Source organism: Lyngbya aestuarii BL J (assembly GCF_000478195.2).
Lineage (GTDB): Bacteria > Cyanobacteriota > Cyanobacteriia > Cyanobacteriales > Microcoleaceae > Capilliphycus > Capilliphycus aestuarii.
Genome location: NZ_AUZM01000038.1, coordinates 44,809 through 60,686 on the forward strand (window position 1 = coordinate 44,809; position 15,878 = coordinate 60,686).

The 15,878-nt window shown below is 42.0% G+C and carries 14 protein-coding genes; 10 read left to right on the plus strand and 4 right to left on the minus strand.

Features of this window, described 5'->3' with window-relative positions:
* Positions 1-16: 16 nt before the first annotated feature.
* Both M595_RS16390 and M595_RS16395 read left to right on the plus strand, forming a co-directional pair.
* Positions 17-1,933, plus strand: a complete 1,917-nt coding sequence (locus M595_RS16390; RefSeq protein WP_023067411.1) for an ATPase AAA — start codon at positions 17-19, stop codon at positions 1,931-1,933.
* Positions 1,934-1,949: 16 nt separating this feature from the next.
* Positions 1,950-3,371 carry a DUF1802 family protein gene (locus M595_RS16395; protein WP_023067412.1) on the plus strand — a complete coding sequence of 474 codons (1,422 nt, stop codon included), beginning with the start codon at positions 1,950-1,952 and terminating at the stop codon, positions 3,369-3,371.
* 15 nt (positions 3,372-3,386) lie between these two features.
* On the opposite strand, the gene M595_RS16400 is transcribed toward M595_RS16395, so the two are convergent.
* Positions 3,387-3,974, minus strand: a complete 588-nt coding sequence (locus M595_RS16400; RefSeq protein ID WP_023067450.1) for a Uma2 family endonuclease — start codon at positions 3,972-3,974, stop codon at positions 3,387-3,389.
* A gap of 42 nt (positions 3,975-4,016) precedes the next feature.
* Between M595_RS16400 and fabG the strand changes: the two genes are divergently transcribed.
* Together fabG and ftsH4 are read left to right on the plus strand one after the other, a co-directional pair.
* Complete coding sequence (gene fabG / locus M595_RS16405; protein ID WP_338041651.1) at positions 4,017-4,832, plus strand: 3-oxoacyl-ACP reductase FabG; 816 nt, start codon at positions 4,017-4,019, stop codon at positions 4,830-4,832.
* Positions 4,833-5,090: 258 nt separating this feature from the next.
* Positions 5,091-6,998, plus strand: a complete 1,908-nt coding sequence (gene ftsH4 / locus M595_RS16410; RefSeq protein WP_023067427.1) for an ATP-dependent zinc metalloprotease FtsH — start codon at positions 5,091-5,093, stop codon at positions 6,996-6,998.
* A 51-nt stretch (positions 6,999-7,049) separates the two neighbouring features.
* On the opposite strand, the gene M595_RS16415 is transcribed toward ftsH4, so the two are convergent.
* Complete coding sequence (locus tag M595_RS16415; protein WP_023067436.1) at positions 7,050-8,240, minus strand: RNA-guided endonuclease InsQ/TnpB family protein; 1,191 nt, start codon at positions 8,238-8,240, stop codon at positions 7,050-7,052.
* Between the two features lie 338 nt (positions 8,241-8,578).
* Between M595_RS16415 and ftsH the strand changes: the two genes are divergently transcribed.
* The 5 genes from ftsH (at position 8,579) to M595_RS16440 (ending at position 13,663) form a co-directional block, all read left to right on the plus strand.
* Positions 8,579-10,426 (plus strand): ATP-dependent zinc metalloprotease FtsH, encoded by a 1,848-nt coding sequence (gene ftsH / locus M595_RS16420; protein WP_023067416.1) that lies wholly within the window; start codon positions 8,579-8,581, stop codon positions 10,424-10,426.
* 122 nt (positions 10,427-10,548) lie between these two features.
* Positions 10,549-11,484 carry an ADP-ribosylglycohydrolase family protein gene (locus M595_RS16425; RefSeq protein WP_023067439.1) on the plus strand — a complete coding sequence of 312 codons (936 nt, stop codon included), beginning with the start codon at positions 10,549-10,551 and terminating at the stop codon, positions 11,482-11,484.
* Positions 11,485-11,530: 46 nt separating this feature from the next.
* The gene (locus M595_RS16430; protein ID WP_040484214.1) at positions 11,531-11,794 is read left to right on the plus strand and encodes a DUF2584 family protein; all 264 of its coding nucleotides are present in this window, start codon (positions 11,531-11,533) and stop codon (positions 11,792-11,794) included.
* A 275-nt stretch (positions 11,795-12,069) separates the two neighbouring features.
* A complete protein-coding gene (locus M595_RS16435) occupies positions 12,070-12,663 on the plus strand; it encodes a peptidoglycan-binding domain-containing protein (RefSeq protein WP_023067408.1) in 594 nt (197 codons plus the stop codon).
* A gap of 415 nt (positions 12,664-13,078) precedes the next feature.
* Entirely contained in the window at positions 13,079-13,663 is a 585-nt protein-coding gene (locus tag M595_RS16440; RefSeq protein ID WP_023067466.1) for a peptidoglycan-binding domain-containing protein, read from the plus strand.
* A 380-nt stretch (positions 13,664-14,043) separates the two neighbouring features.
* Here the strand turns inward: M595_RS16440 and M595_RS16445 are convergent, their stop codons facing one another.
* Together M595_RS16445 and M595_RS16450 are read right to left on the minus strand one after the other, a co-directional pair.
* Complete coding sequence (locus M595_RS16445; RefSeq protein ID WP_023067421.1) at positions 14,044-14,484, minus strand: VOC family protein; 441 nt, start codon at positions 14,482-14,484, stop codon at positions 14,044-14,046.
* Positions 14,485-14,543: 59 nt separating this feature from the next.
* Positions 14,544-15,050: a TIGR02652 family protein gene (locus M595_RS16450; protein ID WP_023067463.1), complete on the minus strand. Its 507-nt coding sequence runs from the start codon at positions 15,048-15,050 to the stop codon at positions 14,544-14,546.
* Positions 15,051-15,158: 108 nt separating this feature from the next.
* On the opposite strand from M595_RS16450, the gene M595_RS16455 reads away from it, so the two are divergent.
* Positions 15,159-15,704 carry a gamma carbonic anhydrase family protein gene (locus tag M595_RS16455; RefSeq protein WP_023067424.1) on the plus strand — a complete coding sequence of 182 codons (546 nt, stop codon included), beginning with the start codon at positions 15,159-15,161 and terminating at the stop codon, positions 15,702-15,704.
* Positions 15,705-15,878 lie beyond the last annotated feature (174 nt).

The following is a 15,878-nucleotide window of genomic DNA, read 5'->3' on the forward strand; positions in this document are numbered from 1 at the left end:
TTATCATCAAAATTCCATGAATACTAACTCATCTGCTATTGACAATATCATCCGAGAACACAATCCTTTTGAAGGCAATACTGTTGTCAGATCGTCTCAAATTTGGGGTAAGAGTTTTCCCGATGTTCCGTCTATTAATGCCCATGCTTCTAATGCCATACTCGAAGCAGTTTCTAAAGTTCGTCAAGGTAAACTAGAAACGGTTGGAATTACAATAACTGGAGAAAAAGGATTAGGTAAAACTCAAGTTATCAGCCGGATCAGACATCAATTGCAAAGCGATGAAAAAACTTTATTTATCTACCTGGGTAAATACGGTTCTTTAAATAAGATTAAATGTGAGTTTCTGCAAGCGGTCGCCTCTAGTTTAAGAGCGTATGGCAAATATCAGGGGGTGATGCAGTGGCAAGAAATAGCAGCATATTTAATCAATAAAGCCAAAAATTTGAAGTGTTCACCAAATCAGTATATTGCCAAGTTTCAGAAACCCTCAAGCAAACTTGTTGAAAGTCTAGTTAATCAGATTCTACAAACAAAACCAGAAATTAATAATCCCTATCTCGTCAGAGCGATTTTATGGACACTGGCTCCTCAATCGTTGTCTATTTATGCAAATCATTGGCTTGCAGGCCATGAATTGGCGGAAAAGCAAGCTAATGCTCTAGGTTTACCTAATCCGAAGCAGGAGGATAAAGAAGCTGAAGCATTTACTACTGCTTGTCAAATTCTTGACTTGGTTAGTGATTATAAACTCCCCGTCATTTGTTTTGATGAATTGGATCGAACAGATGTTGATGATAATGGTTTTACCACTGCTCAAATTATTGCGAGTTTATCCAAAGACTTTTACAACAATTTAAAACGGGGAATTTTCTTACTATCAATGTATGAAGAAACCTGGAGAGATCAAGTTAAGGTTCTACCCCAAGCGGAAGCAATTATAGAGCGAATTGCAAATTATCCCACTCCCAAAGAAACTATCAAGTTGAGTTATCTAAACTCGGAGAGTGTAGTCACGGTTGTTAGTTACTGGTTGAAAGAGTTTTATGATTCTCATCAAGCTACACCCCCTTCTCATCTTTATCCTTTTGATGAAAATAAGCTTCGAGAATTTGGAAAGCAAAAACCTTCTGTCAGAGATATTTTAAACTGGTGTTCTCATCACTGGGTTGTTCCGAGAGATGAAAAAGAAGAAAAAATCACTGTTGAGCAAAATCCTAATACTTCTTCCGTATCGGTTAAACCGCCTCATAAATCTCCTGTTGAAGCTGCTTTTCGTCGAGAATTAAAAGAAGTTGAGGAATCAATTGATGATGCAATGGAAGATAATGATGCGATTGCTTCTGCTTTACTCATGGGTTTCGAGAATTTAATTGAAAAAACTGTAAATGGGGTTGAAGTTGAAAGCATTGATAAGTTTACCGGAAATAACTGCTATGTGCAGTTTAAAATTAATGGCAAAGACAACGGAAAAGATGTCAAAATAGGAGTCGCAGTTATTCAACAGCCAAACGGTATCGGAGTACAAGCCCGATTAAATCAACTCACCGACTACGAACGATTTAATCTAACCCGAGGTTGTCTCGTTCGTTCTAAGAAAATTAGTCCGAATGCAAGATCGGCACGACAGTATTTAAACCAACTCTTGCATAAAAAAGGTGGTGAATGGGTGGCATTAAAACCCGAACATATTAAACCCCTTTTGGCGATTTTCCAAGTTGATAAAGAACGAGAAAGTTACGAACTGACTTCAGAAGATATTCAGAGCTATATCGATGAGAAGGGATTGGCAATAAACAATCCATTAATTCAAGAAATTCTCAGCGATCCTTCGGGACAGGAACCTGATATAATCACCGATGATAATATTTCCATCAGCGTTCCTAAAACTGTCCTTGCATCTGCTCAATTGTTAGAATTAGATCTTTCTTAAACTCGCAAGATTAATCATGGTTTCATTATCAACAGCTTTGCGTCTACCCGCTCCCGAAATAGAAGCCTTAAACCAAGGGCGAACTATCTTAATTATCGCCGGAATTTTTATCAATCCTGGCAGACAGTTTGCTCTTTATCCCGCAGATACATCTTCCAACCCTCTCCCAAACGAACAATATTATCGCCCGAATTTTTTACCAACGGTTCATCAGAGTTTAGCCGAATTGGGTTCGGAAAGAGTCAGAATTAAAAGTTGGGCAAAATGTGAACTTTGTCAAATCGTTAACGAAGCCGAACGGTTTGATTTGTTATCTGCGTTAACGGTTTGGACAGAGGAAGCTTTACACGCAAGTTTAGCCAAGCGAGGACATTTTTTTCTAACCTATTTGCGGGTTTATCAACTGAGTAAACCGTTGGAAGTTGCGGTTAATTCTAGTCCTCGTTTTCTTCCGCTTTCCCCCACTTTAACGGTTAGTGAAGATAACCCGATTTTAAGTAATGAGGCTTTTGATCAACGCTATCGTCAAATTCTCGACCGCCAGCCCCCATTACATCCCGAATTAGAAGAACTACAAACCGCAATTTCTCAGTTAGCCATAACTGATTCTGCGGCGAAACAACTCGATGAGAATATTCAACAATTTATCGGTTGGAGAATGCCAAAAACAACTAAACATTTACCCGATTGGATTTCTACAATTAACGAGTTGGGAACAGCAACAATAGGCGGAAAATATGAAAAAGGAACCGCTTTTGAAAATATCGTTCGTCAAAGTTTGGTATTTTTGGGTTTTGAGGTTGATAGCGATGCAAAAGGGGGTGCAGGTGGAATGGATTTGTATTGTACTAAACCCTATCCAATGGTGGGGGAATGCAAAGCCGGAAAGAGTCTTCCTGACTCTACAGCAGAACAACTTTATCGAATTGGTACGAGACATCTGGGTAGAGAAAGCTATGAAACTGCTGTAAAATTAATTATTGGCCCTGGTAAACCTACCAGTTATCTTGAGAAATCTGCACAACAATCAATTATCAGTATTATTAATCCCATGACTTTACAAAACTTGGTTGAACTTGAAGCAAAATATCCCGGTTCGGTTAATCTATTTGAACTGAAAGATTATCTAACAGCCGGACAAATTGATGGTAAAATTGATGAATATATTGAGAAAGTAAAACAAAACCTTCAACTGCGAAGTCAAGTCATTGAAGCTGTTAAAAAACTAGGAGAACTTGGAAGTCATCAACCCACAGTTACAGAAACCAGAACCCAATATAATTCGATGTTTGCAACAGACATAAATTCTACACTGTCGGAAGAAAAAGTTCGAGAGTTGCTGATAGAATTGTCATCACCGTTAACGGGTTATTTGGGTCGTGTTGACGAAAGCGATCAATTTTACTTCCTACGAGAACTTGAAATTGATGAAAGATAGAAGTTCTAATTTTCCTTATTCTTCAGTTTGTTCAAAATCAACTCGTTCGTAGATTTCCCCTAACGACATCTGTAACTCAACGGAATCTAAAGTTAACACCGAATCTTCGCCCTCATACTCTTTAAATAACCATTGATTTTCGGTTTGTTTTGAATATTGTTCGAGATAATAACTAGATTGATCAATTAAAATATATTCTTTAAAACTCGGAATTGAACGATAGGAACGGAACTTATCCCCTTGATCATAACTTTGAGTAGATTTTGATAACACTTCCACAATTAACAGAGGATTTGTGATAATATCTCGGCGATTTTCTTGATAAATGGGTTCTCCTTCGATTACCATAATATCAGGATAAGTGTAAGTTTGATCAGAAGGAATCCATAATTTTACATCACCAATATAAACCTCATAATCTTGTTCTTGAATGGTTAAGGGAAATCTTTTGTAGAAATTTCCAGCAATTTTGTTATGATTTGTGGTTCCACCAGCCATAGGTAAAATTTCTCCATTCCGATATTCGTTTTTAAATTCCGCTTGTTCTTCAAGTTCTAGGTATTCTTCTGGGGTATAAGTTTGTTTTTGAGTTTGTGTCACCATCAAACGAACCTCAGTGTTAGTTTCTTTTATTATATACAGGTCTTGCCACAATTTGAACTTTTTGTCAAGCCGAAAAATGCGATCGCAATGTCGAGAAAACCTCACCCGATTTTAAACAAATATCGCGTTATCTTAAACAAAAGAAGTCAATATAATCAACCCATGAAAGGTAAACAAGTCTTACTGACTGGAGGAACTGGGGGTCTCGGCATGGGCGTTACTCCTCTCGTTATTTCCCAAGGTGCAAAAGTCACAATACCTTATCGTAGCGAAGCGGAAGTTGAACGTTTAAAAAGCATTCTCTCACCTAATGACTTTGAAACGATTCGATTTGTTTCTGTTGATCTCACCGAAGAATCTGCCGTCAAACAACTGGTAGAAGATATGGGACGAGTCGATGTTTTAATTCATTTAGTCGGAGGATTTGCGATGGGAAAAGTTCACGAATACAGTTATGAAAACTGGAAAAAAGACTTTGATTTAAACCTCCATACAACATTCCTCGTTTGTAAACATAGCCTCGCCAAAATGTTACAAAATGGCTATGGACGGATTGTGACAGTGGGTTCACGAGGTGCCGTCCAACCGGGGGCGCAACTGGCATCCTACTGTGCCTCAAAAGCTGCTGTGGTGGCGTTAACACAGTCTATTGCCGAAGAAACCAAAGGCACGAATATCACCGCCAATACTGTGCTTCCGAGTGTGATTGATACACCGAGTAACCGAGAAGCGATGGGTGATGCTGATGCTGACCAATGGGTCAAACCTGAATCTATCGGAGAAGTGATTTGCTTCCTGGCTTCCGTTGCCGCCCAAGATATTCGAGGTGCAACGATTCCCGTTTATGGCAATATTTAAAATAGAGAAAACATCGCTAAGATGCAAGGTGTTAAAGAATTGATGTCATTCAATTTCTCAGATTATTGAAAACATATCTTTGTGTATTCAATCCCCGATAATCAAACCCTTTAAACATATCTTGTTAAAATTCTGCGATTTCTTCTCTATCTAAAGATAGACGGGTAGAATGTATCCAACCCATTAATCTTATAGAAGTCACCCAAATGTTGACGATTTGACGCACCCAATAAGACAGACCACAGAAAAACAAAAATTATGCCAGTAAAAGACGACAAACCCAAATTTCCGAACAATATCCCCCTGGGGAGTATCTTGTTATGGTTAGCAGGTCTAGTCTTGCTTGCCAATACCTTTTTACCCGGTTTATTCGGAGAGAATATTCCGCGTGTTCCCTACAGCTTATTCATTGACCAAGTTGAAGACGGAAAAGTTACTCAAGCTTACATTGACCAAGATAAAATTCGGTATCAACTCCAACCCGAAGGCGACCAAGAAGAAGGACAAGTGCTGTCCACAACACCGATTTTTGACCTCGAACTTCCTAAACGTTTAGAAGAAAAAGGCATACAATTTGCAGCAGCCCCACCCCCTACAAATAACTGGTTTACGACCTTGCTGAGTTGGGTAATTCCGCCATTAATCTTCGTGGGAATTTGGATTGGAATTGGCCGCTTTTTACAAAGTCGAGGCGGCGGCGGTTTTGGGGGGCCGCAAGGCGCACTTTCCATTAGCAAAAGTAAGGCAAAAGTTTACGTCGAAAACGAATCAACCCGAGTCACCTTTAAAGATGTTGCAGGCGTCGAAGAAGCCAAAGCCGAATTAGAAGAAGTCGTTGAATTCTTAAAATCTCCCCAACGGTTTACCCAAATTGGGGCGCGAATTCCCAAAGGCGTGTTACTCGTCGGCCCTCCCGGAACAGGTAAAACCCTGATGGCAAAAGCCGTAGCCGGAGAAGCCGGAGTTGCCTTTTTTAGCATTTCCGGTTCAGAATTTGTGGAATTATTCGTCGGGGCAGGTGCGGCGCGAGTTCGAGACTTGTTTGAACAGGCGAAAAAGAAGGCCCCTTGTATCATCTTTATTGACGAATTAGACGCCATTGGTCGTTCTCGAAATTCCGGGGGTATGTACGGGGGAAACGATGAACGAGAACAAACCCTCAACCAACTGTTAGCCGAAATGGATGGGTTTTCCGTCGGAGACGCCACAGTAATTGTACTGGCCGCAACCAACCGCCCCGAAGTTCTCGACCCCGCTTTGTTACGTCCCGGACGCTTTGACCGTCAAGTTTTGGTTGACCGCCCTGACTTGAGTGGACGCTTACAAATTCTGGAAATTTACGCCCAGAAAGTGAAACTCGATGTCGATGTGAACCTGAAAACCATTGCCGCGAGAACTCCCGGTTTTTCCGGGGCTGACTTGTCCAACTTAGTCAACGAAGCCGCCCTGTTAGCCGCCCGTCGTCGTCAGGAAAAAGTTGCCCAAGAAGACTTCTCAGAAGCCATTGAACGAGTTGTCGCCGGGTTAGAGAAGAAAAGCCGAGTTCTCAATGAAAAAGAGAAGAAAATTGTCGCTTACCATGAAGTCGGTCATGCGATGGTAGCCGCTGCTGTGGGTGACTCGAAAAAAATTGCTAAAATTTCGATTGTCCCGCGTGGAATGGCTGCTTTGGGCTATACCCTGCAACTGCCCACCGAAGACAAGTTCTTGATGAGTTCCGAAGAAATAAAAGCCGAAATTGCCACACTGTTGGGCGGACGTTCGGCCGAGGAGGTCGTTTTTGGCAGTATTACCACTGGGGCAGCCAATGACCTGCAACGGGCAACAGACATGGCTGAACGCATGGTGACGATGTACGGGATGAGTAAGGTGTTGGGGCCGCTTGCCTACGAAAAAGGACAACAAAACAGTTTTCTGGGCGATAATATGATGGGAAACCCCCGTCGTAACGTCAGCGATGATACGGCAAAAGCCATCGATGCAGAAGTCAAGGATATTGTTGAATCTGCCCACAATAAAGCCCTGAATATTCTCAAAAGTAATCGGGATTTATTGGAAACCATTGCCCAAAAAATCCTTGATATTGAGGTAATTGAAGGCCCTGAGTTGCAAAATCTCTTAAACCAGATTCAATTTGAACACAAAGAATCTGCAACGGTTGCTTAGAGTGACATCCTCCCACACTGAATCGAAAATTACAGTGTGGGCTTCCAAACTTCACAGCTTGGTTTTCCTGGTTTTCCCCTTGCGGGATTTCGACACTTGCCTAGACTGATTTTTAACAGCCCCCGGTAGAACGTCTGCACAGGCAGTTTCCTTTCCCGCAAGCCCTGCGGTACTAATTAACTTAATTCCTCGGTTTCTAATATTTTGACCGGCGGCTACATCGCGGTCTGTTTTGTATCCACAATCAGGACAATTATGGATTCTTACACTTAGATTTTTTTTAACTTCACCACCACATTCAGGACACTCTTGGGAAGTTCCCCTTGCATCAACTTGGGCAAAGAACTTTCCACGTTTCCAACAAACATATTTGACGATAGTTCTAAACTGTCCAAATGCAGCATCAAGAGTATGTTTCTTGAACAGACCTTTCGCCATTATTCGGTAATCCAAGTCTTCCATGAAGACCATATCACCCGCGTCACAAAGCGCATGAGCTTGTTTGTAATGAAAGTCTTTCCTCGTGTTCTCAATTTGGTGGTGAAGTCGAGCAACTTTAAGTCGTTGTTTCTCGTAATTTTTAGACCTTTTTTGTTTTCTAGAAAGTCTGCGTTGCAGTAATTTCAACTCGCTTTGCAGCTTCTTGAAAAACTTAGGAGGTTTGACGAGAACACCGTCACTCGTTGCCAAAAACTTTTCCAGTCCAACATCCACTCCGATGGGATGACCGTGCGGAACTGGGTCAGGAACGCTGACTTCACATTGCAAAGATATAGACGCATACCATCGGTCAGCTTTCCTTAAAATTCTCACCTGCTTAACCACAAATCCTGTTGGGATAGGACGATGCAGGTTGACTGGGATTGCTCCAATCTTGGGCAGCTTAATGTGCAAGTTCGTTACTGGATTCTCCTTGAATTGAGGAAAAAGTAACGACTTGAATTGCCCGTACTTCTTGAAGCGTGGAAAACCAAATCCTCTGTTCTGGAAATATTCCCAACCTCTATGCAATTGCTTAATAGTTTGTTGAAGAACTTGAGAAGGAACTTTACCCAGGTTAGGGAATTCTTTCTTGGCTTTTGGCAAGTTATTAAGCTGTTGAATTTCGCTAGGAAACTTCATCTCAGCAGAGAGGATATACTCCTTTTCAAGAGAGCATCTATCGACCAAGCACAGAAGACTGTTACACCAATCTTTGATCTCTCGCAACGCATAGTTAAATGCACCACGACAAATTTCCATCCACGATTGGGAGTTGTTGCTCGTGGGTGGTGTTTGGATAGATTCGGTAACGGTGAGTAAGTGTCAGCATCCCAGTATTCTAGTAGCTTTACTGGACAATAGTACAGCACTAAATGTTAAGTTTAGGGACATTGAATCCCGTAAACTTAACTGGGGGAGTCCATGGATGAGGGGCTGTCTGCGTGGGTTTCCCGCGCAGTTTATACGCCCCGTCCCAACACCGACCTGAGTACAGGTACGATGTGGGTCTTAGAGCTGCCCCAAACCCCCTCAAAAAGATAAACTATAAGTAGGGGAATTATCACCCCTACTGATTCTCTGCTACCCCTAAACTTGCGATGAGTATTAAGAAAAAGAAATCTCGATTCCCCGACTCCCAACAAATTGGTAAAATTTTATTAATTATTTCGGGGATATTATTTGCGGCTTATCTGGTTCTACCCCGTCAACAACGGGTGCCGCGCGTTCCCTACAGTATTTTTATTCAACAACTCGAAAATGGGCAAGTTGCCGGGGTGCAGGTGGGGGATAATGAAATTCGCTATCGCATCAAAGGAGAAAATAAAGATGAGTTAGGGCCGTTACTCTCAACCACTCCGATTTTTGACCCCGATTTAGCCAAACGTTTAGAACAGAATCAAGTTGTTTTTCAAGCGGCACCCCCTCCGAAAAATAGTGGGTTGTATGTGCTTTTGAGTTGGGTAATTCCACCCTTGATTTTAGTAGCGGCGTTTCAGTTTTTAGGAAAACGTGATTCAGAAGGTTCCCTGTCAATTCGTAAAAGTAAAGCTAAAGTTTATGTAGAGGGAGAATCCGATAAAATTACCTTTGCTGATATTGCCGGAGTAGAAGAAGCAAAAACAGAATTGGCGGAAATTGTTGATTTCTTGAAAAATCCCCAACGTTACACCGAAATTGGGGCGAGAATTCCCAAAGGAGTGCTGTTAGTTGGGCCGCCTGGAACCGGGAAAACCTTAATGGCAAAAGCAGTAGCCGGAGAAGCGGGAGTTCCCTTTTTTAGTATCTCGGCTTCGGAGTTTGTAGAATTGTTTGTCGGGACGGGTGCGGCGCGAGTTCGAGATTTATTTGAACAGGCAAAAAAGAAGGCGCCTTGTATTATTTTTATTGATGAATTAGACGCAATTGGCAAGTCTAGAAGTAGTGGCGGGATGCAAAGTGGTAGCAGTGATGAACGGGAACAAACCCTGAATCAATTGTTAACAGAAATGGATGGGTTTAGTGTTGGAGAAGCAACCGTGATTGTACTCGCTGCAACCAACCGCCCGGAAGCTTTAGATGCAGCATTACTCAGACCTGGACGTTTTGACCGACAGGTGTTAGTTGACCGTCCAGATTTGGCAGGACGGAAAGCGGTTTTAGAGATTTATGCTAAAAAAGTTAAGCTAGGAGAAGATGTTGATTTACATCAAATTGCCACACAAACTCCCGGTTTTGGCGGCGCAGATTTAGCGAATTTAGTCAATGAAGCGGCGTTACTCGCAGCCAGAAATCAACGTCTTAAGGTTGCCCAAAAAGACTTTAAAGAAGCGATAGAACGAGTCGTAGCCGGGTTGGAAAAAAGAAGTCGGGTTCTCAATGAAAAAGAGAAGAAAATTGTCGCCTATCACGAAGTGGGTCATGCTATTGTCGGGGCGTTAATGCCGGGAGGCGGAAAGGTTGCTAAAATCTCTATTGTTCCTCGTGGAATGGGGGCGTTAGGCTATACTTTGAGACTGCCAACTGAAGACCGATTTTTGATGGATGAAACCGAATTTCGCGAACAAATTGCGATGTTATTAGGAGGTCGCGCGGCGGAAGAAATTGTCTTTCAATGTGTCACGAACGGGGCTTCTGATGACCTCCAACGGGCGACAGACCTCGCAGAAAAAATGGTGACAACCTACGGGATGAGCCAGGTTTTAGGGCCGTTAGCCTATGGGAAAGGGGGCAAAGCGAGTTTCTTAGGAAATGAGTTTAATAGTCGTCGAAACCTGAGTGAAAAAACCGCCGAAGCTATTGATCAAGAAGTGAAGGACATTGTTGAGAAGGCTCATCAGTTGGCGTTGGATATTTTAACCCAAAATCGGGCTTTATTAAATGAAATAGCCAATCAGTTATTAGCAACAGAAGTGGTTGAAGGGGAAGAATTGCAAGCTTGGCTTGATCGGGTTCAGCCGATTGATTAATCAAATTTGATTGGGGTGAAGTTTACATCTCTGGCGATCAATCTTCTGCTTTTTTATTAATTTGTTTTCAGAGAAATTAACAGGCTGTAAAATAGCAGTAGATACTTATTAAATCTGATGTCATGGGTAAAATCACATCGGCATTAATTGGGTTATGTGCGGGAGATGCGTTAGGCGTTCCGGTAGAGTTTAATGTCCGATCCGAACGACGCCTTCATCCCGTCACAACGATGATTGGCTACGGAACCTATAATCAACCGCCGGGAACTTGGTCTGATGATAGTTCTCTGACGCTTTGTTTAGCGGATGTTTTATGTCATCAGGGGTATGATTTAGATGCGATCGCCGACTCCTTTTGTCGCTGGTATAAACAACGGTTTTGGACAGCCAGAGGCGGTGTTTTTGATATTGGGGTAACGACTCAAATTGCCATTAATCGTCTACGAAAAGGCGTTCCCCCCACAGAAGCCGGAGAAACAAGCGATCGCTGTAATGGAAATGGGTCTTTAATGCGAATTTTACCCCTCGCATTTTTGTACAAACAAGAGTCATTTCCTGATTTAATTGCCAAAGTTCACGACTGTTCTAAAATTACTCATGCTCATGCGCGATCGCAAATGGCTTGCGGAATTTATATTAGCATCGCCATTTCTTTATTACAAGGAATGACACTCAAAGAAGCTTATCTAACCGGAGTTGAACGGATTAAACCCTTCTACGAAACAGAGGAATTTGCCGATCAATTAAGATATTTTAAACGAGTTTTACCCGGAGAGATTGAGACAGTAGACAGCAAAAAAATAGAATCAAGTGGTTATGTTTTGCATACTTTAGAAGCGTCCTTGTGGTGTTTACTAACCACATCTTCCTATTCCGAAGCTGTCCTCAAAGCCGTTAACTTAGGCGATGATAGCGACACCACCGCAGCAGTAACAGGAGGATTAGCCGGGCTTTATTATGGATTAGAAAATATTCCCTCAGAATGGGTCGAGGTACTCGCCAGAAAAGATGATATTCTGAATTTAGCTCAACAGTTAGAAGAACGTTATCCATTGTGATGAAGTCGATCAAGTTACTCGTCATCAAAGCGAGGGGAGAATCAAAATGGGTATGCCCTGTGAAGTCAATAGTATTGTCAAACTGAAGCCATCCCAAGGTTATCCAGAACAATTGCATCTCGGAGTGCAACATCAAGCCTCTAAGCAGGGCTATAGAATTATCCCGATAGATGTTCCTATTCCCTTAGTGGATGAAAATTGGCTTGCTCACGCTGATATTGTGATTCGTAAACTCACCTGGGAAAGCAATCAAACCGCTATAGTCTTTGAAATTGATAGAATATACAGTCAATCCTTTTCACTCAAGTAGCTCAGGATCAAAAAAATCTCGATTATTTTGTTGCTGCTCAAAAGAAGGTTAGAAATCCTTACAGAATTAGAGTCTGCGGATGTTTTTTCTTCCCTAAATTGACCGGAATTTTGTCACTCAAATGAGTTAATTCCCTTGATTTTAAGCCACTAACCCCTTTAAAGTAACACAAAAAAGTGACTGTTTGCACTCCTATCTCCTCGGTTAGATTAGATTCATCAATCGAACAAGGAAAAACAACTTTCACCCTTGTTTATCAATCTAGGAGTTCAACCATGAGTGCAATGACCAACATCGAAACCAACGGTAAATCAACAGTTCATACTGCGACTACTCCCGCTTCTACATCTGTTCAATCTGGTCAATCTGGGGCGATTTTATCTCAAGGAATTGACCTTCCTGTTTTAAGTTTAGGTGTTGCAGGTGAAGCAGTTCGGTTCGCCCAACAACGTTTAATGGCTTACGGATATCGGATTGGTTTCAACGGACAATACGGCCCTCAAATGAAAGCAGCGATTGAACATTTTCAAGCTTATTATGGGGGCTTAGTTGTCGATGGAGTCCTCGGAGAAAATACCTGGCGTCTACTCTGTGATGAAGACCTTCCTCGCTTAGGTTGGACGTTCTATTCTCCATTGAAAAACACAAAATATCCCTACAATGTTAATATGCCTGAACTCAATCAAGGTCATATAGGTGATGCGGTTGAATGTCTACAGTTACGCCTGTATACACAAGGTTTTTCACTGTTTATTGATGGCGATTTTGGCTTGAGAACTCAAGAAGCTGTGGAAATCTTCCAACGCCGTGAAGGTTTAAAAGTTGACGGTATTGTTGGGGAGAAAACTTGGCGTAAACTGGGTGAATAATTCTCGGTTAATTGGGGAATATTCCCCGATTCATCGCCAAATTCCAAATCTAACCTCAGAGAAATATCTAGTTATTGTAGGGATTACCGTTCGCTTCACTTTTAATTAAGAGTGAGGCGATTTATTTTTGCATTTAAAAAATTGTAATTTAGCACTGAATGAGCGTGTAAATCCTATAACACGACAAATAAAGTCAAACTACATCAGTTATTTAAGCACTGTTTCATTTGTTTCAATAACAACCTATTTTTTTCTTGCTGAAATGAGCTTATTCACTTTTTTAGAGTATATAACACCTTTAAAGTAACATAAAAAAGTGACTGTTTGTACTCCTATATTAGCGATTATATTAGAGTTGTAAAGCAAACAAGGAAAAACAACTTTCACCCTTGTTTATCAATCTAGGAGATCAACCATGAGTGCAATGACAAACATCGAAACCAACGGTAAATCAACAGTTCACGCTGCGACTATTCCTGCTTATACATCTGTTCAATCTGGGGCGATTTTATCTCACGGCGTTGAACTACCTGTTTTAAGTTTAGGCGTTGCAGGTGAGGGGGTTCGTTTCGCACAACAACGTTTAATGGCTTACGGATATCGGATTGGTTTCAACGGACAATATGGCTCTCAAATGAAAGCGGCGATTGAGCATTTTCAAGCTTATTATGGAGGCTTAGTTGTCGATGGAATCATCGGAGAAAATACCTGGCGTGGGCTGTGTGATCAAGAATTTTCTCGCTTAGGTTGGACGTTCTATTCTCCGTTAAAAAATACAAAATATCCCTACAATGTTAATATGCCTGAACTTTATCAGGGTCATGTCGGTGATGCAATTGAATGTTTACAGTTACGCCTCTATGCACAAGGCTTCTCACTGTTCATTGATGGCGATTTTGGCTTGAGAACTCTCGAAATCGTTAAAGCTTTCCAGCACCGTGAAGGTTTAAAAGTTGACGGTATTGTTGGGGTTCAAACTTGGCGTAAACTGGGCGAATAATTCTCAGTGAGAGGGGGAAATCTTCCCCGATTCATCGCCAAATTCCAGGTCTAACCTCACAGAAATATCCAGTTATTTTAGGGATTACAGTTCGCTTCACTTTTAATTAAGAGTGAGGCGATTACTTTTTTTCGACGGTTAAACCTAGCAACACCTGAGAAAAACAGACAATTTAAGTTTAGAGATTTTCTGTAACGACAAATTTAAGTTTTGTATTTATTGGAGTAAATACCTAATATTTACAGTTAACTCTAGAGTGAGTTGGAAATTTTAAGTGATGGGACTTGATGAGTTAGCAGATTATAGCGAATTCATCTTGAATGCGACTCAAACTCGTCCCCCAACCTCTCGAACTGTTAATCAATACGATTGAACTCTTGTTATCCCGCTTTCAGTAAGCGAATAAACTCTAAGGGTAAACCATCCGTATCTGCAATAAAAGTCACTTCATAAACCGAGTTCCCAATCATTTGCTGAGTCGGTTCGAGTAAAATTTTCAACGGTTGGTATAAATCAGGTTGGTCTTGAGTTGCTTTCTCAAACTGTTCTTTGAGATGATCTAACCATTGAGGTAAATGAGGAGTCTCATCACTCAAATCAAACGAAAGGTGATAATATCCGACATAATGCTCATCACCAAAAGCATCCGGTGCAGGTTTAGGTTCAGGAATTTGAATCAATTCAATTCGCCCATTTAAACCTTCCATCCAACAAGCCAGTGTGTAACCTGTAGTAAAGCGTTCACAGACTTGAAAACCAAGTTGTTCATAGAAAGCGATCGCCCGATGAATATTAGCCGTGCGAATAGAAACATGGTGCATAAAAAAATGGGATTGAGAGTCTGATATGAGTTAAGAAACAGCGATCAATTCAAAATCACCTATTCAAACAATCGAAAATAAGGATAGCGAATGGGTACACCTTGTTCTTTTTCCAGATCAAAATTAATCACATCCCAACACGGTTCGTCTTTGGGATCAGGACTAAATTCTACAGGTAAACCATAGAGTTTAGGTTGAGTCGTATCAGACTCTCCTCGCCAGGGGGTACTGCGTTCGAGATAGGAACTAATCAACTCTTGATAACGTTGGGCAATAATCACGCGAGTCGCACGATAGCCTTGAGTATAAAGCCGATCTAACGCCTCGTGAATTTCAAATCGAATCCCATCAGGATGGGTGTGTTGTCGATACCACTCCCCGTTCCACAGGCGCCAATGCCGTCCGGACTGAAGATGAACTAACTCACTGGTTTTAGGATCAGCTTCAAAAGCACCATGACGAGGACACAAATAAGTATCTGTCAACGTCAAAGCAGCAATCTTTTGACGACAGTGAGGACAGCGAATTTCCGGGCCAAATATAGGATACTGCAAGGCAGAATTCATGCTGAAATTAAGTTTCGCACTGCTAACTTGTAAACTCTATTATAGCGGGGGCTATTCTCCCCTTCCGGCGAATATTAGCCGACTTAGTAATGAATTAATGATTAACGAATGAATAATGACGCTAATCAATCTCTCTGTAATGATGCCACAGACTGGCCTGTTCCTGATCTATCGACCGCTACTTTTATCGCATCTAACGCTGTTGTGATCGGGTGGGTAGAAGTCGCTTTCGGGGTGAGTATTTGGTACTCAGCAGTCATCCGAGGAGATGTTGAACGGATTACCATTGGAGCGAATACTAATATTCAAGATGGGGCAATTTTACACGGTGATCCCGGTCAGATTACGGTTTTGGAAGATTTTGTGACCATCGGACATCGAGCGGTTGTGCATTCAGCTTACATCGAACGAGGAAGCTTGATCGGGATTGGGGCGGTGATTTTGAACGGCGTGCGCGTTGGTCGGGGTAGTATTGTCGGAGCGGGGGCTGTTGTCACCAAAGATGTTCCTCCCCTAACCTTAGTTGCAGGTGTTCCTGCCAAGCCTCTACGAGCGGTGTCAGAAGCCGAAGCCGAACACTTGATCGAACACGCCCAACAGTATCAGAAGCTAGCCTCAGTTCACGCAGGAAAGGCAATAGGCAAGAGGGAATAGGGAGGTGGGGAGATGGGGAAGTGGGGTTCCGGGGGTTCCGGGGGAGGTAGGGAAGTGGGGTTCCGGGGGAGATGGGGGTGCAGGCAGGGCTGTTTCATTCTAAGTCATCCGTTCACCGCATCTGAATTGGTGCGGAATGCACTGCCGCAGGCAAGAGGGAATAGGGAGGTGGGG